The organism is Candidatus Pelagibacter bacterium nBUS_30 (assembly GCF_051201245.1).
GTDB lineage: Bacteria > Pseudomonadota > Alphaproteobacteria > Pelagibacterales > Pelagibacteraceae > Pelagibacter.
Genome location: NZ_CP172842.1, coordinates 824,615 through 845,682 on the forward strand (window position 1 = coordinate 824,615; position 21,068 = coordinate 845,682).

The window sequence follows — 21,068 nt, forward strand, 5'->3', positions numbered from 1 at the left end:
TGGGCCTTTTTTTTAATAAAATTCAAAAAAATTAATGTCAGATAAAGCAAAAAGTATAGCTTCAAAAAAGATCTCAGGTCAAGATGAAAGACTTCAACAAGTCTCTAAGTTAAGGCTACTTTTAAATAGACCAGAACTAGGTGCATTAGGTGGTGCAATATTAGTATTTATATTTTTTGGAATAGTGGCTGGTGATACTGGAATGTTTAGTGCATACGGTATGCTTAACTTTTTAGATGTATCTGCAAATCTAGGAATTATTGCAATTGCTGCAGCAATGCTAATGATCGGTGGTGAATTTGATTTATCAATTGGATCAATGATTGGTTTTGCTGGAATTTGTATTGCAATTCCTGCTATCTATTGGGGATGGCCTTTATGGACAAGTATTATATTTGCTTTTGCAATGGCTGTACTTGTTGGATATTTTAATGGAATTCTAGTTGTTAGAACTGGTCTTCCTTCATTTATTGTAACTCTTGCAATGTTATTTATTTTAAGAGGAGCAACATTAGCTTTAACAAGATTAATTACTGGAAGAACACAGGTTCCAGGTTTAAGAGTTTTAATTGAGAATGATCCAATAGCGTGGATCTTTGCAACTGATACATTTACTTGGTTATTTAATTGGTTAGGTTCAATGAACTTAATTGCGCTTAGAACAGATGGAACTCCTTTGGCAACAGGAATACCTCCTTCAGTGATTTGGTTTATTGCTGCAACATTTTTTGCAACGTGGATTTTAATGAAAACAAGATATGGTAATTGGATCTTTGCTTCAGGTGGAGATAAAAATGGAGCAACAAATGTAGGTGTTCCAGTTGGTAGAGTAAAAATTAGTTTATTTATAGGAACTGCTATTGCGTCAACAATTTTTGCAACAATTCAAGTTTTAGATGCAGGATCAGCAGACACGATGAGAGGAAATTTAAAAGAATTAGAAGCAATTGCTGCTGCAGTTGTTGGGGGCTGTTTGTTAACTGGAGGCTATGGATCCGCAATAGGTGCAGCTTTTGGTGCTTTAATTTTTGGAACAGTTTCAATGGGAATATTTTATACAGATGTTGATACTGATTGGTTTAAAGTGTTTTTAGGTGCAATGATGTTGATTGCAGTTGTGTTTAATAATTATGTTAGAAAAAGAGTTACAGAGAGCAAATAATGTCTGAAAATTTAATTGAATTTAATAATATCAGTAAATTTTTTGGCAAAGTAATTGCACTTAAAGATGTCACCATGAAACTCAAAAAAGGTGAGATCATGTGTTTACTTGGAGATAATGGTGCTGGAAAATCTACACTAATTAAAACTCTTGCAGGCGTTCATAAACCTGATGAAGGAGAAATTGTAATTGAAGGTGAAAAAACAGTTTTTGATTCACCTAAAGACGCTTTGGATTTAGGAATTGGAACTGTCTATCAAGATCTTGCATTAGTTCCTTTGATGAGTGTTACAAGGAATTTTTTTATGGGAAGAGAGCCTCTTAAAGGTTTACCTTTATTAAAAACTTTTGATATTGAAAAAGCAAATAAAATTGCAGCTGAAAGAATGGGGCAAATAGGAATTGATGTAAGAGATCCGTCTCAAGCAGTTGGAACAATGTCAGGAGGGGAAAGACAGTGTTTAGCAATTTCAAGAGCAATATATTTTGGTGCTAAAGTTTTAGTTTTAGATGAACCCACTTCAGCACTTGGAGTTCACCAGGCATCCATGGTTTTAAAATATATTGTTAAAGCTGCATCAGAAGGATTAGCTGTAATTCTAATTACTCACAACGTTCATCACGCTTATCCAGTTGGAAATAGTTTTACTGTTTTAAACAGAGGTAGAAGTTTAGGAACTTTTAATAAAAAAGATATTAGTCGAGAAGATCTTCTTGGAATGATGGCAGGTGGTGAAGAGCTTGATAAACTAGAAGTTGAATTAAAAGAAATGGGTCGACTGAATAGTTAAATAAAACCCTTTAAATCCAGCTAAAATTATTAAAAAAATTAATCTATTGAAGTTTTGTCTCTTTTCTAATTAAATTATTTTTTTAAAGGAGGTGATAATGGCTAAATTTATAATTATGGGGAAATATACCGCAAAAGGTCTTGGGGGATTTGTAAGCAATCCTGATACAGATCGTAAAGCTGCAACAACTGCTCTTTGTGAGTCTGTTGGTGCAAAACTTAAAGGTTACGCAGGTTTGAGAGGACATTATGATTTCATGGTAGAGGTTGATGGTACTTTTGAGCAAGCTTCAGCTTCTGGGATGATTGCAGTTTCTAGTGGAGCTGTAACAGATTTTTCTGTTCATGAAGTTGTGAATTTAAATGCAATTGCAAAAATTGCTAACAAAACAGCATCTGGCTACAAAGAACCTGGTAAATAATTTCTTTTTCCCCTTCTTTATTATTACAAGAAGGGGAATTTTTTCTTTTTAGATTTAGTAAGAGAATGTTAGATATAATAAATGAATAATCTTAAAGATAGTTTTGGTAGAAAATTCCCTTATATAAGGCTTTCCATTTCAGATGTTTGTAACTTTAAGTGTGGGTACTGTTTACCAGATGGATATAAAATTGATAAGAGTGATAATAGGACTTTTATTAATATAGAAGAAATTAGAAGATTGGCGAAAGCACTTTCAGAGCTAGGTGTATCCAAAATAAGATTAACTGGTGGCGAACCAACAGTAAGAAAAGATTTTTTTAAAATTGTTAAGATTATAAAAGAAAACTCAGGAATTAAAAAAACTGTAATAACTACTAATGGTTATAGATTAGACAAAATTGCAAATGATATAAAAAATAGTGGCTTAGATGGAATTAACATTAGTGTTGATAGTTTAAATGCTGATACTTTTAAAAAGATTACTGGTCATGATAGATTGGAAGAAATTCTTAAAGGTATCAAAAAGCTAAAAAATTTAGATTTCAAAAATATTAAAATTAATGCTGTTTTGCTCAAAGGAGTAAATGACTCTGATAAAGATTTTAATGATTGGGCTGAATTTATAAAAAATAATGAAATTGATTTTAGATATATAGAGTTGATGCAAACAGGAGATAACCTTGACTATTTCAATAAATATCATGTTCCAGCAAAAAAATTTATTGATTATTTAAACAATAACAATTGGGTTATCCAAACATTTGGTAAAGATGCAGGGCCATCAAAAAACTATTTAAATCCAAAGTTTAAAGGTAAATTTGGTGTTATTGCTCCCTACTCTGAAGATTTTTGCAAAAGTTGTAATAGGTTAAGAATAACTGCAAAAGGTGATTTAAGATTATGTTTGTTTGGTAACACTGGAATAAATATTAGGCATTTAATGCAAAAAGATAGTCAATTAGAAGAGTTAAAAGATTTGATTTTAAAACAGCTTAACTTTAAGAAAGAGTCTCATTATTTAGAGATAGGTGAAACTGGTTTAACAAAGAATTTATCAACTACTGGTGGTTAATATGAAGAATTTAAAAGTAATAAAAAATAATGAGTTAAAAGATTGGGCAGAAGAAATTTTCAAAAAAAATTCTTTTAACATGGTTGATGTTTCGGCCAAAAAAGAAACGCACAGACGAGCTTTAGCTTCTGGCAAAATTTTTGTTGGTAAAGAAGTATTTAATCTAATTAAAAATAAAGAAATGCCTAAAGGAGACCCTGTAGCTTTAGCAGAAGTTTCTGCGGTTTTAGGAGCTAAAAAAACTTCTGAATTAATTCCTTTATGTCATCCACTACCAATCGACCATACAGCTACTAAAATTATTATGCACGATAAAGATAACACACTTGAAGTGTTTTGTGTTGTCTCCGCATATGCAAAAACAGGTGTAGAAATGGAAGCAATTATGGGGGTAAATGCTGCTTTAATAACTATTTATGATTTAAGTAAAATTGTTAATCCTCATCTAAAAATTCATGATGTTAAGCTATTAATCAAAGAAGGTGGAAAAAGTGGTTTGTGGAAAAATCCAGAAGGGCTACCTAATTTTTTAAAAGAAATATTTTAATTAAAATATCAATGAAAGTACAGATTGAGCTATTTGGGGCAAGTCGAGACTTTAGTGATAAAAATTTTCTAGAATTCGAAATAAAAAAAAATTCAACAATTAAAGATATTAGAAATAAGATAATAGAGTATTTAGATAAAAATTTTACAGGTAATGAAAATTTTAAAAAGATTGTAAATTCATCTGCATTTTGTTCTAAAAGTAACAATATTGTCAGCGACAATTATAAAATAACAAGTAATGAAAAAATTGCTATTATACCCCCAATTGGAGGAGGTTAATGCTTCATACAAATATAATAGATATAAAAGAAAAAAAACTTTCAATTTTAGAGGCTGAAGATTTTATTTCATCTTCTCAATTTGGAGCTTCAATTTTTTTCTCTGGAACTGTAAGAAATCAAAACGATAATAAAAGTGTAGTAGGAATAACTTATGATAGTCATGATAGACTTGTTATAAAAAGTTTTGAAGAAATTTATAATGAAGCTGATCAAAAGTTAAACATTAAAGATAAAGCGGTATTTATTGAACATGCAAAAGGTTATTTAAACCTTGGAGAAATCAGTATTATTATTGCTGTTGCGTGTATGCATCGTGATGAAGCATATGTTTTATCTAGATATATTATTGAAGAAATTAAGAAGAGGTCACCAATTTGGAAAAAAGAACATTATACAAATAATGAAAGCGACTGGTTAAAAGGTAATCCTATAGTTCATGAAAAAAATTAAATATTCAGAAATTACACCAGAAAAAATTTATAATAACAGGAGATCCTTTATTAAATCGATCGGCATAGGAGCTAGCTCTATTGCAATGACCTCTCTTCCCTTTGCTGGAAATGCTTTATCGGAAGAAAAAAATAAAAATACAAGTTACAAAGATATTACCACATATAATAATTATTATGAGTTTGGCACTTCTAAAAGTGATCCCTACATAAATTCCCAGAATTTTAAAACAAAACCTTGGACTATTAGTATTGAAGGTGAAATTGAAAATCCTATCAATATTTCAATGGAAGAAATTTCAGAAATGTTTGTATCAGAGGAAAGAATATATCGTCTTCGATGTGTAGAGGGATGGTCGATGGTAATTCCTTGGATGGGTTTTTCTTTAAGTAAGTTACTATCTAAAGTAACCCTGACTTCTAAAGCTAAGTATGTTGAATTTGAAAGTGTTTATGACCCAGATCAAATGAAAGGTCAAAGATATCCAGTTTTAAATTGGCCTTATAAAGAAGGATTAAGAATTGATGAAGCATTACACCCATTAACAACTGTAGTAACAGGTTTGTATAATAAAAAACTTCCAAATCAGAATGGAGCACCTTTGAGAATATTTGTCCCTTGGAAATATGGATTTAAAAGTGCAAAAACTATTGTTAAAATTAAATTAGTAGAAAAAATGCCAACTTCTTCATGGATGTGGGCGTCACCTAGAGAATATGGTTTTTATTCAAATGTTAATCCTAATGTTGATCATCCAAGATGGTCACAAGCTACAGAGAGAATTATAGGAAATGATATATTTGCACCTAGAGTAAAAACTTTAATGTTCAATGGTTATGAGGAAGAGGTAGCTAGTTTATATACTGGTATGGATTTAAAAAAATATTTTTAATGAAAAGATATTTAAAACCAAGTGTTTTTATTCTAAGCCTTTTTCCGTTTTTAATAATTACTTATAAAATTTTTTTTAACCAACTAGGGCCAGAACCTGTAAAAGAGATAACCCATCATACTGGTGAGTGGACGTTAATATTTATTATTTTAACATTAGCGATGACACCTTTTAAAAAAATTACAAAATTAAATGTCTGGATATCACTAAGACGTATGCTTGGATTGTTTGTTTTTTTTTATGCTACAATTCACATGTTAACATATGTGGTTATTGATTATCGTTTAGATTTACAAAGTATTTCAAATGATATTTTTACAAAAAGATTTATCTTTGTTGGATTTGCAGCATGGCTCTTATTGACACCTCTTGCTTTAACTTCCTCAAAAAAAGCAATGATGTTATTAAAAGATAAATGGAAAAAAATTCATCGATTGATTTATATTATTGCAATACTAGGGGTGGTTCACTTTATTTGGTTGGTTAAAAAAGATTTAACAGAACCACTAATTTATATGGCAATAATATTAATACTCTTACTATTTAGATTTAAATTCAAAAAAATTTAATAATTAATTTATATTTGTGTTTTCTGGAATACAGATCTCTGATCTAGTTAAAAATCTTCTTCCAGTTCCATTGTCTAAAGAAAACATTCCACCCATTCCCTCAATACAATCAATAATTAAATCTGTATTTTTCCATGCCTCATGTTGAGTTTCACTAATATAAAAGGGAATATCCCCAATTTTACCAACTAAAACATCATCGTCACTTACTTGGAATTCTTTGACAGGATAACACATTGGAGCACTACCATCACAACAACCACCTGATTGATGAAATAATAAATCCTTACCATGAGTTTTTTTTAAATCTTCTATTAACTCAAGTGCTGTAGGTGTGGCTGAAACTTTCATTTTTATGTGGCCCGTATTTATTACGGGCCAATATAATATATCTGTTAAAAGAAGCCTAATTTTTTTTCACTGTAAGACACGTGTAAATTCTTAACTTGTCTATAGTGATTAAGCATCATTTTATGGGTCTCTCTCCCAATTCCAGATTGTTTGTAACCTCCAAAGGCAGCATGAGCTGGATAAGCATGGTAACAGTTTGTCCAAACTCTACCTGCTTGGATTCCTCTTCCCATTCTATAAGCAACATTTCCATTTCTAGTCCAAACACCTGCTCCTAAACCATAAAGAGTATCATTAGCAATTTCTAATGCGTGTGCTTCATCTTTAAATTTAGTGACAGATACAACTGGTCCAAAAATTTCTTCTTGGAAAACTCTCATAGAGTTGTCACCTTCGAAAATAGTAGGCTGGATGTAATTTCCTTTTTCCAAACCACTGTTTAAGTTAGCGACTTCACCTCCGCAAAGAACTTTAGCACCCTCTTTCTTACCTAGATCAAGATAAGATTTTATTTTTTCCATCTGTTCTAATGATACTTGAGCTCCAATCATAGTTTCCATTTTTAGAGGATTGTCTTGAGTTACAGCTTTTGTTCTAGCAACAGCTCTTTCCATAAATTTATCATAAATAGACTCTTGAACCAACACCCTACTCGGACAAGTACAAACTTCACCCTGGTTAAGAGTAAACATTGCAAAACCTTCCATGCACTTATCAAAGAAATCATCATCTTGATCCATAACGTCTTCAAAGAAAATATTTGGAGATTTACCACCTAATTCTAAAGTGATTGGAATTAAGTTTTGTGATGCGTATTGCATAATCAAACGTCCAGTTGTTGTTTCACCAGTAAAAGCTATTTTTCTTATTCTTTTTGATGAAGCTAATGGTTTACCTGCTTCTAAACCAAAGCCACTCACAACATTAACTACTCCTGGAGGTAACAAATCACCAATAAGTTCCATTAAAAGTAAAATAGATGCTGGAGTTTGTTCAGCTGGTTTTAGAACTACACAATTTCCTGCAGCTAACGCAGGTGCAAGTTTCCATGTTGCCATTAGTAAAGGAAAATTCCAAGGAATAATTTGACCCACAACACCAAGTGGTTCAGGTATATGGTAGGAATATTCACTGTTACTTATTTCAGAAACAGAACCTTCTTCAGCTCTTATCACTCCTGCAAAATATCTCCAGTGATCTACAACTAACGGTAAATCAGCAGCCATACATTCTCTAATTGGCTTACCATTATCTAAACACTCTGCTGTAGCTAATAATTCTAAATTTTTTTCAATAACATCAGCTATCTTAAGTAATATGTTTGATCTTTCAGTTATTGATGTAATTCCCCAAGTAGGAAATGCAGCATGCGCTGCATCTAATGCTGATTCAACATCTTTAGAATCAGATCTTGGAACTGAACATATAACCTCATTATTAATTGGGCTTACATTGTCAAAATATTTACCTGATTTAGGTTCAACAAATTTACCACCAATAAAATTTCCATATTTTTCTTTATAAGGAAACTTTACTTTTAAGTGAGATGTATCCAGTAAAGGAGACTTCCCAGCTTGTACTGTTTCTGTACTCATTTTTTTTACCTCTCTATTTTTTTTATTTTTGATCTTATTTTTTTTTGTAGATATTTTAGAACGTTTCTTGGTCGCAGACGTTTTTGTAGCAACTTTTTTTTTTGTTTTGATTTTTTTTCTAGAAACTTTGACTTGTTTAGCCTTTTTTTTCTTAGTTTTTGAGTTTGCTATTTTTTTTTTCTTAATAGCCATTAGAACAGTTAACTAAGGTTTTATATCAAAGTCTATTTGTAATATATTTTATATTCTACTTTTGATTGTATATAATACTACATCTTGTGCTCACAAAATAACTGACTAATAGTTAGCTTATGAATGATAATAAAAAAAAAGAAATTCAATCAGCAACATTTGAAAGATTACTTAAACATTTAGATGAAAGAAAAGATGTGCAAAATATTGATTTAATGAATTTAGCAAACTTTTGTAGAAACTGTTTATCTAGATGGTACAGAGAAGAAGCTGAAAAAAAAGGTATAACTATATCTGATCCAGACGCCCGAGAGCATATTTATGGTATGCCCTACTCTGAATGGAAAGAAAAATATCAAAAATAATTATTTTTCTTTAAGTCTAGGAAATAATTCAACAAAATTGCAAGGTTTGTGATTAATATCTAATTGATGTTTTAAAATTCCATCCCATGCATCAGTCACTCCACCTGATGATCCTGGAAGCGCAAAAACGTATTTACCATTTGCCAAAACTGCACATGCTCGAGATTGTATTGCCGAGGTACCAACTGTTTTTAAACTAATATTCCTAAAAACCTCTCCAAAACCTGGGATATGTTTATCAGCAATTTCCTCAACAGCTTCTGGCGTTATATCTCTTCCTGTCAACCCTGTTCCACCAGTAGTAATTACAACATCGATATCGCTACTTTTAATCCATTCTTTTAAGATTAAAACAATGTCTTCTTTATTGTCTTTACAAATTTTTCTATCAGTTAAATTATGATTAGCCTCTTTAATTTTTTCTACAAGAATAGCTCCGGATTTATCATTATCAAATGTTCTGGTATCTGTTACAGTTAATAAAGCTATATTTACATTCATAATAATTTTTAACTATGATTATATTATCAATATTTTTTTTTATAACAGCAATTTTATATTCTAGTGTCGGATTTGGTGGAGGGTCTACATATCTAGCTTTGATGTTAATTTGGGATATTCCTTATTATATTTTTCCAATAATAGCTTTATTCTGCAACATCATTGTAGTCTCAGGGAACTCAATAAATTATATTAAAACAGGTAATCTGAAGTTAAAATTACTAACACCCTATCTTTTTGGATCAATACCTTTTGCTTTTTTTGGGGCCTCTATTTCAATAGAAAAGGATATATTTGAAATATTATTGTTCATTATTTTAGCAACGGCTGGGTTTTTTTTATTTATAGAAAGTAAGTCTTTTAATAAAAAAAAACTAGAAATTAAAAAAATTTCAAATTTATTATCAATTTTTATTGGTTCCATAATAGGTTTTGTGTCTGGTCTGGTTGGAATTGGAGGTGGTATATTCTTAAGTCCAATTTTATTTTTAATGAAAGCTGGATACCCAAAACATATTGCTGCAACAGCTTCTTTGTTTATTTTAGTTAACTCTATATTTGGAGTTGCAGGGCAACTTACAAAAGATATTGTTTTTAATGAATTTATTAATTTTTGGCCTCTTTTCTTAACAGTTTTTGTCGGTGGGCAAATAGGTAACCATTTAAATATAAAATTTCTCTCAAATAAAACCATGGCATTAATGACTTCTTTGTTAGTTATTTTTGTAGCTATAAGGATGGGCTTTAAATTATTGTCATAATGTTGATTTAATTGTCTTTTAATATAACTAATTATAAAATGAAAAATATTAAACCATTTGGTCCTTCTATTGGCAAAACTAGAATTTCAAAAAGTTTTTTTGATAAACTCAACAAAGAATTTGATGCAAAGTCAGTATCAAAAAAAATTGATTATAGCTCGAAACTAGCTAGTCAAATTAAAAAAGAATTAAAAATTTCAAATAGTTTTGTTAAAAAAAACTTAGAAAAAGAACTTAAAGATAATATTAAAAGATTTTTAACAAATGAAAAAATTAAAAATTTTAAAGAAATAAAAATTTTAAATCTTTGGGTAGTTCGACAATTTAAAGGTGAATATAATCCAATACATTACCATGAAGGTGATTTATCAGGAGTTGGTTATTTAAAACTACCTAAAGGTATGACTAATAATAAATTAGTAAAGAATAAGAAGATTAAAACTAATGGAACTATTGATTTTATAAACGGTCAAAAAGGTTTCTTGAGTAAAAGTATTTATAACGTCGTACCAAAACTTAAAGAATTAATCATTTTTCCAAATTATTTACTTCATACTGCTTACCCTTTTAATATTGAAGGTGAACGAAGATCTTTTTCTTTTAATGCTAAAATTATTCTAAAAAAATAATATACAAATCATTATTTTGCTAGTATAAGAAATATGCCGATTTGATCCTATTGCGGGCATTAACTGCTAAAATGGAAATTCCCACACGATCAATAAGCAAGGTAGTTGAACTATATTGTGTACCTAGCATTATGTTAAAACACTAAAAAGGTAAGGATAAAATGGATTTAAATTTTTTTAAAAAAACAAGAGTTTTAGATGGTGGTATGGGTCAGGAACTTTTAGCTAGAGGTATGAAGCCCAATGGAACATTATGGAGTGCTAACGCTATACTAGATGAAAATTACCATCAACTCTTATCTGATACCCATAGAGATTTTGTAAAAGCTGGTGCAGAAGTGATAGTCACAACAACTTTTACAACACGACGGAAAAGATTAAGAGATAATAATGTTGAGGATAAGTTTGAATACTTAAACAAAAAAGCTGGGCAAATAGCACTAGATGTAAAAAAAGAATTTCCAAATATTCTTATAGCGGGTGGAATACCTCCTCAAAATTTAACTTATGAAGCAGATGACAGAAATGAGGAAGAGATTACCAAAAACTTTAATGAGCAAGCTAAATTATTGAATCCTTATGTGGATTTTTTTTATTTTGACGTATGGAGCAGTATTAAAGAATTCAAATGTGGGATCAAAGCAATTAAAGAATTTAAAAAACCTTACCTAATTGGTATCCACATTTCTGAAGGCACAAATTTACCAAGTGGGGAAAATATTTCAGATATTAAAAATATAATTGATGAACAGTTACTTGGTATTATGCTTTCTTGTGTGTCACCTGAAAATTATGAAGCCAATCTTGAAGAGTTAAAAAGTCTTAATGTGCCTTTTGGTTTTAAGATAAATGGATTTATTACTACGAAACCAAAAAATGGATACACATCAACCTTTACAAAATCTAACGGCAATCCAAATGAATTCTTGGGACAAAGAGAGGATCTTACACCTCAAAAAATTGGAGAAATTGTTAAAAAATTTAAAGATAATGGAGCAACAATAATTGGTGGATGTTGTGAAACACGGCCATCACATATTAGTGCAATGGCAACTATTAAGTAATTTTTTTATTGTTGGCTTTTTTAACAAAATAAATACCAATACAAACAGCTATTAAAGATATTAAAACCTTAACTGTTATGAGTTCTTTTAAGAATACGTAACCTAATATAGTACCAAATATTGGTATTAGATAAGATACTTGTGATTGAAAGATTAAACCATTATTTTTCAAAATTCTAAATCTTAACAACCACGCAACTCCTGTTGGCACTATACCAAGATATATGACTGAAATTAATGAATCAGTTCTTGGAATAGTTTGCCAAGGTTGTTCAATAAAACTCATCAATGGTAATAAAATAATAATTGCCCAAATTAAAATTGACCCTGTTACATTTTCATTTTTTTTCTTACTTATTTTTAAAGTCAAAACACCACCAACAACATAACAAGTTGAACCAAGCAATATTAGCAATGCTGAGGTGAAATTATTTTCATCAATTAAAATATTATCGGAAAATAAGAATACAATTCCTGAAAATCCAATTAAAATTCCAAATGTTTTTACTAAATTAAACTTTTCATTCTTAGTAAAAAAATGTCCAAGAACAGTAGAACTTAATGGTGTAGTCGACATTAATATTGCAGCCAAATTACTTTGAACAGACTTTACTCCATATGCTATTAAAAAAAATGGTGCTACTAAGTTGATAAATCCAATCATAGCAAACCAATGCCAATCTTTTGAAAATGCCTCTATTTTTATATTTTTGTAATAACAAAGAAGTAAAACTGGAATTGCTCCAAAAAAAACTCTTAAAAAGGCAATTGTCACGGGTCCAAAAGAATATGTTGCAATCTTAATATTAAAAAAAGCAGATGCCCAAATTAATGACAATGTTGTTAATAATATATAATCTATTAATTTTGGCTGTCTCATTCTGTTATCTCTTTTGTTTCACCAGTAGTTAAAATTGATAATTGACTAAAATCTATTTTAAAGACACAATTTGGGTGCCCCGCTGCAGCGAAAACCGTTTTAAATCTATTTAAATTACTATCAATAAAAATTTTTACTTTATTAAGATGCCCAACAGGTGAAACTCCTCCAATTGTGTAGCCAGTAATTTTTTTAACATCATTTGGATGGGCCATGGACACATCTTTTTCGTTTAAAATTTTTTTTAGTTTATTTAAAGAACATCTTTTATCGCCTGACACCAAACAAAGCACAAAATCATTACCTGAATTAAACAGTAAACTTTTAACAATTGCCCCAACATTGCAACCTAAAGCTGTAGCTGCATCGTTCGCTGTTCTAGCAGTTTGTTCTAAACAAATAATTTCAAGATTTGGATCAAAATCTTTAATTGTTTTTTCTGCTCTTTTAACTGGTTCTTTGTTTAATAAAGGGTTCACTATAAAATACTTATTTAATAATATTGCATAATTACACCACTTATGTGAAAATTGCATAGGTGTTATTTATTAAATAAGCAATATTTTTCGTGATTATTTTGTTAATTACCACTTATAAAATTACATAGGAGACAAAATGAGCGCAGCTAATGTTTTAAAATTTATAAAAGAAAAAGAAGCAGATTTCGTAGATCTTAGATTCACTGATCCTAGAGGCAAACTTCAACATCTTACAATGGATGTAACTATTGTAGATGAAGAAATGTTAAATGATGGTGTTTTTTTTGATGGTTCGTCAATAGCAGGATGGAAAGCTATCAATGAGTCAGACATGATTTTAAAGCCAGATACTTCAAGAATGATAATGGATCCATTTACTTCTCATAACACTGTAGTTCTTTTTTGTGATATTTTAGATGCTGTTAAAAAATCTCCCTATGAAAGAGACCCTAGAGGAACTGCAAAAAAAGCAGAAGAATATTTAAAATCTTCAGGTATTGGTGACAAAGCATTCTTTGGACCTGAACCTGAATTTTTCGTATTTGATGATGTAAGAATTAGTAACGATCCAAACAACACTGGGTTTGTATTAGATAGTAAAGAAGGACCATACAACTCTGGTAAAGTTTATGAAAATGGAAACATGGCACACAGACCTCCAGTAAAAGGTGGATATTTTCCAGTACCACCAGTTGATAGTGAGCAAGATATGCGTGGTGAATACTTGAAAAATCTAAAAGAAGTTGGAATTAAAGTTGAGAAACATCACCATGAAGTCGCTCCAAGTCAACATGAACTAGGTATGTATTTTGGAACTCTAGTTGATCAAGCAGATAATGTTCAGCTATACAAGTATGTTGTACAAATGGTAACACATTCATTTGGAAAAACAGCTACGTTCATGCCAAAACCTGTTGCTGGAGATAATGGATCAGGTATGCATATCCACCAATCAATTTGGAAAGGTAAAACTCCAGTATTTTCAGGTGATGCTTATGCTGGTTTATCTGAAACAGCATTACATTACATTGGTGGAATTTTAAAACATGCTAAAGCCATTAACGCTTTTGCCAATTCAACAACAAATAGTTACAAAAGATTAATTCCAGGTTTTGAAGCACCAGTTCTTCTTGCTTATTCAGCAAGAAATAGATCTGCTTCATGTCGAATACCAATTACTCTAAGTAAAAATGGTGCAAGATGTGAAATAAGATTTCCAGATGCATCTGGAAACCCTTATTTAACTTTTGCAGCAATGCTTATGGCTGGACTCGACGGAATTAAAAATAAAATTCATCCAGGTGAGTCTTTTGATAAAGATTTGTATGATTTACCACCAGAAGAAGTTAATGCCATTCCAACAGTTTGTGGTTCTCTAAGAGAAGCTATGGAAAGTTTAGATAAAGATAGAGAGTTTTTAACTCAAGGCGGTGTATTTACTGATGATCAAATTGATGCTTACATTGCACTTAAGTTTGAGGAAATTCACAAATTTGAACATGCGCCTCATCCGGTTGAGTTTGAGATGTATTACAGTAGTTAGTAGTTAATTACTGTCTAGTTGTTGCGACTGTATCTTTGTTAACACCTTTTTTAACAACGTAGTCCTGTGTGCCATTTGCACCAGTCTCTACTTCTTTACGAAGATCTTTGAAGAAAACTTTTTCCTTTAAAGAATCTTTAAGGTTTTTAACAAGATTTTTAAATTCAAATTTATTCATAACCACTTTATAACGTAGTCATGCGTTTATTGCAATACTGATATGCAGATAATAGGACAATAAGTCCTACTCTATTTTAAAGGACTCTCCACAACCACAACGCTCAGTTTCATTAGGATTATTAAATACAAAAGAGGATGAAAGCTCCTCTTTTTTGTAGTCCATTTCTGTACCAAGTAAATACATTATGGCAGCAGAATCAACAAATACTCTAACACCTTTATCTTCAATAACTTCGTCACTTGGGTTTAATTCTTTTGTATACTCCATCACATAAGACATTCCAGCACAACCACCTGTTTTAACTGATACTCTTACGCCAAGTGAATCTTTTTCTGCATTAGACATAATTTCTTTAATTCTTAATGCTGCATTATCACTTAGTTTTATTATAGGATTCATTATAAATTCAACTCCAATTTTGCTGCCTCTGACATCATATCTTTATTCCACGGTGGGTCCCAAACCAATTCAAGATCAACATCATCTATACCTTCAACTTGCATTGCGCCATCTTTGACTTCCTTGGGTAAACTTTCTGCTACTGGACAATTGGGTGTAGTTAGTGTCATTTTTATTTTTGCAAAATTATCATTTTCAACTTGAACATCATAAATTAAACCAAGTTCATAAATATTAACAGGTAATTCTGGGTCATAAATTTTTCTGATCTCTTCAATAATTTGTTCTTTTTTTGTCATTCTAATTCTCCGTATTCACTTGATCTTTTTCATTTTCAAAAGCAGAGACTAATGTGTGCCATGATAAAGTTGCACATTTTACCCTCATTGGATATTGTTTAACTCCAGATAAACACATCAATTTTGTTTTTTCATCTTCTTCTAAATTTTCTGATTTAAGTTCAGGGTTTTTTTTAATCATCCCTAAAAAATCTTCAACGATTTCTTTGGCTTCATTTTCGTTCTTACCTTTAATTAAATCTGTCATAATAGATGCGGATGCCATTGAAATAGCACATCCACTTCCTTCAAAAGAAATGTCTTCGACTATCTTTTGTCCATTAAGTTTTAAATAAACATGAACATTATCACCACATAAAGGATTATTACCTTTAGCATCTTTGTTAAAGCCATCCGTCTTCCTCAAATTTTTTGGATTTTTACCATGTTCTAATATTATTTCTTGGTATAATTCTTTTAAATTCATTTTAAGTTAAATATTTTTTTACAGTTATTAATTGAGTCATTAAGCTTATCTAAATCATCTTTTGTATTATAAATTCCAACTGAAGCCCTCGCACTAGCAGGTATATTTAATTTATCATGTAATATTTGACAGCAATGATGTCCTGCTCTTATAGCAACACCATCTTCATCTAAAATAGTTGCAATATCATGTGGATGGATACCTTTAATAGTGAAAGATAAAACACCACCTTTATCTTTAGGACTTCCAATTAATTTAACAGAATTATTTTTTTGTAAAAGTTCTTGGCCATATTCAACTAAATCTGCTTCATGTTTCATAACATTGTCTATTCCAATACTTTCTAAAAATTTAATAGATTGGTCAAAAGCTATAACTTGTGCGGTAGCCATTGTACCAGCTTCGTATTTATTTGGTAAATCACCATAAGAAATCATGTCTTTTTTGACTTCTTTGATCATGCCCCCGCCCCCTTGATACGGTGGTAATTCATCTAGCCATTTTTTCTTACCATACAAAACACCCAATCCTGTCGGACCATACATTTTGTGACATGAAATAGCATAAAAATCACAATCAAGATCTTGCATATCAAGTTTTAAATGAGGTGCTCCCTGACAACCATCAACAACAACAACTATATTTTTAGAGTGAGCTAGTTCAGTTATTTCCTTAATTGGTAGAATTGCACCAGTAACATTCGATAAATGTGTAATTGAAATTATTTTTGTTTTAGGTGTTATCTTTTTTTCTATTTCTTCTATTGTGATTTCACCTTCTTCATTAATTTCTGCAAAATTAATTTTAATATTTTTTGATTTTCTTAAAAAATGCCAAGGAACATAATTAGAATGATGTTCTAATTCTGTAATAAGCACTTCATCTCTTTCTTGTAGGAAATTTTGACCCAAAGTATTTGCAACTAAATTGAGTGCTTCTGTAGCTCCTTTAGTAAATACAATTTCATTTTTATCTTTTGCATTAATATATTTTTGAACAGAACTTCTTGTTTCTTCATATAAATTAGTAGCTGCAACAGCAAGATAATGAACGCTTCTTCCTACATTAGAAAATTGCTTTGAATAAAACTCATTAATTCTATCAATTACAACTTTTGGTTTTTGTGAAGAGTTTGCGCTATCTAAATAAACTAGATCATTATTTTGAATTTTTTCATCAAAAATTGGAAATTCTTTTTTTATATTACCTATGTTCATTCTTGAATACCTGTTAATTTTTTAACTAAAGATTTAACACTTTGATTTGTAATTTTTTCAACAGCTTCATTTAAAAATCCATTTGTCAATAATTTTTTTGATTGAGCATGACTTAAGCCTCTGGACATTAAATAAAAAATTGAGTTCTCATCAATATTGCCCGAAGTTGATCCATGAGAACATTTTACGTCATCAGCATAAATTTCTAATTCAGGTTTTGCATTGAACTCCACATCATCATTAAGTAATAAAGCTCTACTTAACTGATAACCATCTGTTTTTTGAGCTTTAGAATTTACATAAATCTTACCTTGATAAACTCCTTTAGAATTTTCATTTAATACACTCTTAATTAACTGATAACTTTTACAATTTTCTTCATTATGATTTATTGCAGTTTTAATCTCATGATGTTTTTTATTATCCAAATCAATTATTCCATTAATTGCTACTGAGCCATGATTATTATTAAGAGAACAATTAATGTCGTGTTTTGCAAATTTTGAACCTTTAGATAAAATAAAATATTCTAAATGACTATTTTTATCTAAACCAATATCTTTAAATGAATACTTAATATTTGATGTTGGCTTAACATCTAAACTATAGTTTTTAAGAATAGAATTTTTACCAATATTAATTTTTTGTCTGAAATTTAAAAAATTATTTTTTGTATTTTCGTTTGAAATGTTAACTACATCCATAGAAGTGTCATCTTCAAGATTGATATTCAGCTTCATATTCAGCCCACAACTATCTAAATCAGATGTTAAATAATTATATAAAATCAGCGGTTTTTGGAATTGATAACCTTTGCTAACTGTAATTTTAATATAGCTGGAAAGAAAAGCGGTATTTAAGTTTAATAATACATTTTCACTCAATTCATTATCTAATTCTAAATTTTGATTTATAATAATTTTTTCTTCATTTTCATAACTAAAATCAATCTTAGACACGCTACCATTAACAAAAACTATCTTATTATGATTAAAATCACTAATGGAATCAAAATCAATATTTGACACATTATTTTCTTTATAAAAATCTAATTTTTTAAAATTAGCTGAAATAATTTGATTTAAATCTGAAAATTTCCAATCTTCAATACGTTTATTTGGAAAGCCTTGATCTATAAATTTATTAAAGTTTTTTTCTTTAATTTCTTTTTGTGAAGTTGAATAGTTTCCTTCACTTAAAGATTTTTCAAAATTTGATTTGATCTCACTTTGCATTAATTAAAATCCTCATATCCAACTTTTTCTAATTCTTTGGCTAATTCAAAATCACCTGATTTAATTATTTGGCCATTTTTTAATACATGTACAAAATCTGGTTTAATGTAATCAAGCAATCTTTGGTAGTGCGTAATGATTAAAAAAGAATTTTCTTTATTTCTTAATGAGTTTACTCCTTCTGAAACTATTCTGAGAGCGTCAATATCTAAACCTGAGTCAGTTTCATCTAAAATAGAAAGTTTAGGATTTAAAATTGACATCTGTAAAATTTCATTTTTCTTTTTTTCTCCACCTGAAAAGCCTACATTTAACTGTCTGCTTAATATTTTTTCATCAAATTTTAATTCCGCTGATTTTTGTTTAATTAATTTTAAAAATTGGATAGCATCTAATTCTTTTTCACCTCTAGCTTTTTTAATTGCATTAATTGAAGTCTTTAAAAAAGTATTAGTGTTAACTCCCGGAATTTCTAATGGGTATTGAAATGCTAAAAAAATGCCTTTATGTGCTCTTTCCTCTATTTCTAAATTTAATAAGTTTTCACCCTCAAAAGTAACATTTCCGTTTATCTCATAACCTTTTTTTCCTGACAAAATATTTGACAGCGTACTTTTTCCAGAACCATTTGGGCCCATAATTGCGTGCACTTCTCCAGGATTTATATTTAAATTTAATCCTTTTAGGATTTCTTTTTCTTCAATTTTTGCTTTTAAATTTTCAATCATTAACATTTAACCAACGCTCCCCTCTAAACTAATTCCAACTAATTTTTGTGCTTCAACAGCAAATTCCATAGGAAGTTGTTGTAAAACTTCTTTACAAAACCCGTTAACAATCAAGCTAACTGCTTCTTCTTGATTTAGTCCTCTTTGATTGCAATAATAAAGTTGCTCGTCACTTATTTTTGATGTAGTTGCCTCATGTTCAATATTTGATTTTAGATTTTTGTTCTTAATGTAAGGAATTGTATGAGCGCCACATTTATTACCCATTAACAGTGAGTCACATTGGGTAAAATTTCTTGAATTATCGGCCTTTGAAGATATATCAACTAAACCTCTATACATCATATCAGAATTACCCGCCGAAATTCCCTTAGAAATTATCTTGCTTTTTGTATTTTTTCCTAAATGGATCATTTTAGTACCTGTATCCGCTTTTTGATGATTATTTGTAATTGCTATAGAATAAAATTCTCCTACAGAGTTATCACCTTTTAAAATACAGCTTGGATATTTCCACGTTATTGCAGAGCCAGTTTCAACTTGTGTCCAAGAAATTTTTGAATTTTTTCCCTTACATAAACCGCGCTTAGTAACAAAGTTGTATATTCCACCTACTCCATCTTTATCTCCAGGATACCAATTTTGTACTGTTGAATATTTAATTTCAGCATCATCCAATGCAATCAATTCTACGTTAGCAGCATGTAATTGATTTTCATCTCTCATGGGAGCGGTACAACCTTCTAAATAACTTACATAACTTCCTTTATCAGCAATAATTAATGTTCTTTCAAATTGACCAGTTTCAGATGCATTAATTCTAAAATAAGTTGATAATTCCATTGGACACTTTATTCCTTCTGGAATGTAAACAAATGAACCATCTGTGAACACTGCCGAGTTAAGAGTTGCAAAGAAATGATCTGTAGTCGGTATAACAGAACCTAAATATTTTTTGACTAAGTCAGGATGTTTTTGAATAGCTTCAGACATTGAACAAAAAATAATTCCTTGTTTAGTTAATTCCTCTTTAAATGTTGTTGCAACAGATACTGAGTCAAATACTGCGTCAACCGCAATACCATTTAACCTTGCTTGCTCTTGTAATGGGATTCCAAGTTTTTTATAAGTTTCTAAAAGTTTGGGATCAAGCTCATCAAGACTTTTAGGTTTATCGTCCATACTTTTAGGTGCTGAATAATAATATAAATCTTGATAATCTATTTTTGGATACTTTGGTTTTTGCCAATCAGGTTCTTTTAATTGTTTGAATCTTTCAAATGCTTTTAATCTAAAATCAAGCATCCATTGAGGTTCTTTTTTAATATTAGAAATAAACTTTATTACACCTTCATTTAAACCTTTTGGGGCTCTCGTATTTTCAATATCAGTTGAAAAACCATATTTATAATCTTTTAAATTATCTATTTCTTTTTGTCTGTTATCCATCTTTTAATTTATTTGATCATTATTATTTTTTAATAAATCCTGTAAGCTTTTCTTTTCAAAAAAACTATTAATGTGTAATTCTAATTCATCCCATAGATTATGAGTTGAGCATTTTGTAGCTTTACCATTACAACCTTTTTTTGACTCTTTTTTACACTGAACAGTTTTTACTTTTTCATCAACTGCATGAAAAATATTTGTAAGTTTTATCTCATTTGGTTTCTTAGAAAGAACATAACCACCTTGTGTTCCTCTAGTACTTTGTACAATTTGATTTTTTTTTAATTTAGAAAAAATTTGCTCAAGATAATCCAGAGATATACCTTGGCGCAAAGAAATATCTCTTAGTGATACGGGATTGATACCATCAAACCTGGCTAAATCTACTAATGCCATTACGGCGTATCTACCTTTTGATGTTAATTTCATATTACCCTTTAAATTCGATGTTTTTATACATACCTGACTAAAATGGTCAAGTATAGATTATTTTAAAAAAACTAACATATTGTCGCTCACTTATGATAAACGTAGTTTTTTTTTTG

The 21,068-nt window shown here is 29.9% G+C and carries 28 protein-coding genes and 1 riboswitch; of the genes, 14 read left to right on the top strand and 14 right to left on the bottom strand.

Annotated features, from left to right (window positions below; all coding sequences use genetic code 11):
• Positions 1-34 precede the first annotated feature (34 nt).
• The 9 genes from ACIJYE_RS04515 to ACIJYE_RS04555 all read left to right on the top strand — a co-directional run bounded on the left by ACIJYE_RS04515 (position 35) and on the right by ACIJYE_RS04555 (position 6,189).
• Positions 35-1,162, top strand: a complete 1,128-nt coding sequence (locus ACIJYE_RS04515) for an ABC transporter permease (RefSeq protein ID WP_435089570.1) — start codon at positions 35-37, stop codon at positions 1,160-1,162.
• Positions 1,162-1,953 (top strand): ATP-binding cassette domain-containing protein, encoded by a 792-nt coding sequence (locus ACIJYE_RS04520; protein ID WP_435089571.1) that lies wholly within the window; start codon positions 1,162-1,164, stop codon positions 1,951-1,953. Before ACIJYE_RS04515 ends, ACIJYE_RS04520 begins: the two co-directional genes overlap by 1 nt.
• Positions 1,954-2,050: 97 nt before the next feature.
• Complete coding sequence (locus tag ACIJYE_RS04525) at positions 2,051-2,374, top strand: GYD domain-containing protein (RefSeq protein WP_435089572.1); 324 nt, start codon at positions 2,051-2,053, stop codon at positions 2,372-2,374.
• Between the two features lie 81 nt (positions 2,375-2,455).
• Positions 2,456-3,448 carry a GTP 3',8-cyclase MoaA gene (gene moaA / locus ACIJYE_RS04530; RefSeq protein WP_435089573.1) on the top strand — a complete coding sequence of 331 codons (993 nt, stop codon included), beginning with the start codon at positions 2,456-2,458 and terminating at the stop codon, positions 3,446-3,448.
• A gap of 1 nt (position 3,449) precedes the next feature.
• A complete protein-coding gene (gene moaC, locus ACIJYE_RS04535) occupies positions 3,450-3,995 on the top strand; it encodes a cyclic pyranopterin monophosphate synthase MoaC (protein WP_435089574.1) in 546 nt (181 codons plus the stop codon).
• 11 nt (positions 3,996-4,006) lie between these two features.
• The gene (locus ACIJYE_RS04540; RefSeq protein ID WP_435089576.1) at positions 4,007-4,276 is read left to right on the top strand and encodes a MoaD/ThiS family protein; all 270 of its coding nucleotides are present in this window, start codon (positions 4,007-4,009) and stop codon (positions 4,274-4,276) included.
• Positions 4,276-4,728, top strand: a complete 453-nt coding sequence (locus tag ACIJYE_RS04545) for a molybdopterin synthase catalytic subunit (protein WP_435089578.1) — start codon at positions 4,276-4,278, stop codon at positions 4,726-4,728. The genes ACIJYE_RS04540 and ACIJYE_RS04545 overlap by 1 nt, the downstream gene beginning before the upstream one ends.
• Positions 4,715-5,620, top strand: a complete 906-nt coding sequence (msrP, locus tag ACIJYE_RS04550) for a protein-methionine-sulfoxide reductase catalytic subunit MsrP (protein ID WP_435089579.1) — start codon at positions 4,715-4,717, stop codon at positions 5,618-5,620. Before ACIJYE_RS04545 ends, msrP begins: the two co-directional genes overlap by 14 nt.
• Complete coding sequence (locus tag ACIJYE_RS04555; RefSeq protein ID WP_435089580.1) at positions 5,620-6,189, top strand: sulfite oxidase heme-binding subunit YedZ; 570 nt, start codon at positions 5,620-5,622, stop codon at positions 6,187-6,189. The genes msrP and ACIJYE_RS04555 overlap by 1 nt, the downstream gene beginning before the upstream one ends.
• Positions 6,190-6,192: 3 nt before the next feature.
• Here the strand turns inward: ACIJYE_RS04555 and ACIJYE_RS04560 are convergent, their stop codons facing one another.
• A complete protein-coding gene (locus ACIJYE_RS04560) occupies positions 6,193-6,540 on the bottom strand; it encodes a DUF779 domain-containing protein (RefSeq protein WP_435089582.1) in 348 nt (115 codons plus the stop codon).
• 44 nt (positions 6,541-6,584) lie between these two features.
• Complete coding sequence (locus ACIJYE_RS04565) at positions 6,585-8,135, bottom strand: aldehyde dehydrogenase family protein (RefSeq protein ID WP_435091264.1); 1,551 nt, start codon at positions 8,133-8,135, stop codon at positions 6,585-6,587.
• 311 nt (positions 8,136-8,446) lie between these two features.
• Here ACIJYE_RS04565 and ACIJYE_RS04570 point away from each other — a divergent pair, with 311 nt between their 5' ends.
• A complete protein-coding gene (locus ACIJYE_RS04570; protein ID WP_435089583.1) occupies positions 8,447-8,692 on the top strand; it encodes a DUF1244 domain-containing protein in 246 nt (81 codons plus the stop codon).
• Here ACIJYE_RS04570 and moaB read toward each other — a convergent pair whose 3' ends face one another.
• Complete coding sequence (gene moaB, locus ACIJYE_RS04575; RefSeq protein ID WP_435089584.1) at positions 8,693-9,193, bottom strand: molybdenum cofactor biosynthesis protein B; 501 nt, start codon at positions 9,191-9,193, stop codon at positions 8,693-8,695.
• A 14-nt stretch (positions 9,194-9,207) separates the two neighbouring features.
• Between moaB and ACIJYE_RS04580 the strand changes: the two genes are divergently transcribed.
• From ACIJYE_RS04580 to ACIJYE_RS04590, 3 genes are all read left to right on the top strand, one after another.
• Positions 9,208-9,954 (top strand): sulfite exporter TauE/SafE family protein, encoded by a 747-nt coding sequence (locus ACIJYE_RS04580; protein WP_435089585.1) that lies wholly within the window; start codon positions 9,208-9,210, stop codon positions 9,952-9,954.
• Between the two features lie 38 nt (positions 9,955-9,992).
• The gene (locus tag ACIJYE_RS04585; RefSeq protein WP_435089586.1) at positions 9,993-10,583 is read left to right on the top strand and encodes a putative 2OG-Fe(II) oxygenase; all 591 of its coding nucleotides are present in this window, start codon (positions 9,993-9,995) and stop codon (positions 10,581-10,583) included.
• A 90-nt stretch (positions 10,584-10,673) separates the two neighbouring features.
• Positions 10,674-10,737: riboswitch (SAM riboswitch) on the top strand.
• A 7-nt stretch (positions 10,738-10,744) separates the two neighbouring features.
• Positions 10,745-11,647: a homocysteine S-methyltransferase family protein gene (locus ACIJYE_RS04590; protein WP_435089587.1), complete on the top strand. Its 903-nt coding sequence runs from the start codon at positions 10,745-10,747 to the stop codon at positions 11,645-11,647.
• Here the strand turns inward: ACIJYE_RS04590 and ACIJYE_RS04595 are convergent.
• The gene (locus ACIJYE_RS04595; RefSeq protein ID WP_435089589.1) at positions 11,640-12,527 is read right to left on the bottom strand and encodes a DMT family transporter; all 888 of its coding nucleotides are present in this window, start codon (positions 12,525-12,527) and stop codon (positions 11,640-11,642) included. The two genes, ACIJYE_RS04590 and ACIJYE_RS04595, sit on opposite strands and share 8 nt — an antisense overlap.
• Positions 12,524-13,006 carry a YbaK/EbsC family protein gene (locus ACIJYE_RS04600; protein ID WP_435089590.1) on the bottom strand — a complete coding sequence of 161 codons (483 nt, stop codon included), beginning with the start codon at positions 13,004-13,006 and terminating at the stop codon, positions 12,524-12,526. Before ACIJYE_RS04600 ends, ACIJYE_RS04595 begins: the two co-directional genes overlap by 4 nt.
• Positions 13,007-13,142: 136 nt before the next feature.
• On the opposite strand from ACIJYE_RS04600, the gene glnA reads away from it, so the two are divergent.
• Positions 13,143-14,549 carry a type I glutamate--ammonia ligase gene (gene glnA / locus ACIJYE_RS04605; protein WP_435089591.1) on the top strand — a complete coding sequence of 469 codons (1,407 nt, stop codon included), beginning with the start codon at positions 13,143-13,145 and terminating at the stop codon, positions 14,547-14,549.
• Between the two features lie 7 nt (positions 14,550-14,556).
• On the opposite strand, the gene ACIJYE_RS04610 is transcribed toward glnA, so the two are convergent.
• The 9 genes from ACIJYE_RS04610 to ACIJYE_RS04650 all read right to left on the bottom strand — a co-directional run bounded on the left by ACIJYE_RS04610 (position 14,557) and on the right by ACIJYE_RS04650 (position 20,952).
• On the bottom strand, positions 14,557-14,727 hold the full coding sequence (locus ACIJYE_RS04610; RefSeq protein ID WP_435089592.1) for a hypothetical protein: 171 nt from the start codon (positions 14,725-14,727) through the stop codon (positions 14,557-14,559).
• Between the two features lie 66 nt (positions 14,728-14,793).
• Positions 14,794-15,129 (bottom strand): HesB/IscA family protein, encoded by a 336-nt coding sequence (locus ACIJYE_RS04615; protein ID WP_435089593.1) that lies wholly within the window; start codon positions 15,127-15,129, stop codon positions 14,794-14,796.
• Positions 15,129-15,428 carry an SUF system Fe-S cluster assembly protein gene (locus ACIJYE_RS04620; RefSeq protein ID WP_435089594.1) on the bottom strand — a complete coding sequence of 100 codons (300 nt, stop codon included), beginning with the start codon at positions 15,426-15,428 and terminating at the stop codon, positions 15,129-15,131. The genes ACIJYE_RS04615 and ACIJYE_RS04620 overlap by 1 nt, the downstream gene beginning before the upstream one ends.
• 1 nt (position 15,429) lies before the next feature.
• Positions 15,430-15,894: a Fe-S cluster assembly sulfur transfer protein SufU gene (sufU, locus tag ACIJYE_RS04625; protein ID WP_435089596.1), complete on the bottom strand. Its 465-nt coding sequence runs from the start codon at positions 15,892-15,894 to the stop codon at positions 15,430-15,432.
• Entirely contained in the window at positions 15,891-17,111 is a 1,221-nt protein-coding gene (locus ACIJYE_RS04630) for an aminotransferase class V-fold PLP-dependent enzyme (protein ID WP_435089598.1), read from the bottom strand. Before ACIJYE_RS04630 ends, sufU begins: the two co-directional genes overlap by 4 nt.
• A complete protein-coding gene (gene sufD / locus ACIJYE_RS04635) occupies positions 17,108-18,346 on the bottom strand; it encodes a Fe-S cluster assembly protein SufD (RefSeq protein WP_435089600.1) in 1,239 nt (412 codons plus the stop codon). The genes ACIJYE_RS04630 and sufD overlap by 4 nt, the downstream gene beginning before the upstream one ends.
• Positions 18,346-19,080: a Fe-S cluster assembly ATPase SufC gene (sufC, locus tag ACIJYE_RS04640; protein WP_435089601.1), complete on the bottom strand. Its 735-nt coding sequence runs from the start codon at positions 19,078-19,080 to the stop codon at positions 18,346-18,348. Before sufC ends, sufD begins: the two co-directional genes overlap by 1 nt.
• The gene (gene sufB, locus ACIJYE_RS04645) at positions 19,081-20,523 is read right to left on the bottom strand and encodes a Fe-S cluster assembly protein SufB (RefSeq protein ID WP_435089603.1); all 1,443 of its coding nucleotides are present in this window, start codon (positions 20,521-20,523) and stop codon (positions 19,081-19,083) included.
• Positions 20,524-20,526: 3 nt separating this feature from the next.
• Complete coding sequence (locus ACIJYE_RS04650; RefSeq protein ID WP_435089604.1) at positions 20,527-20,952, bottom strand: Rrf2 family transcriptional regulator; 426 nt, start codon at positions 20,950-20,952, stop codon at positions 20,527-20,529.
• Positions 20,953-21,068: the final 116 nt, after the last annotated feature.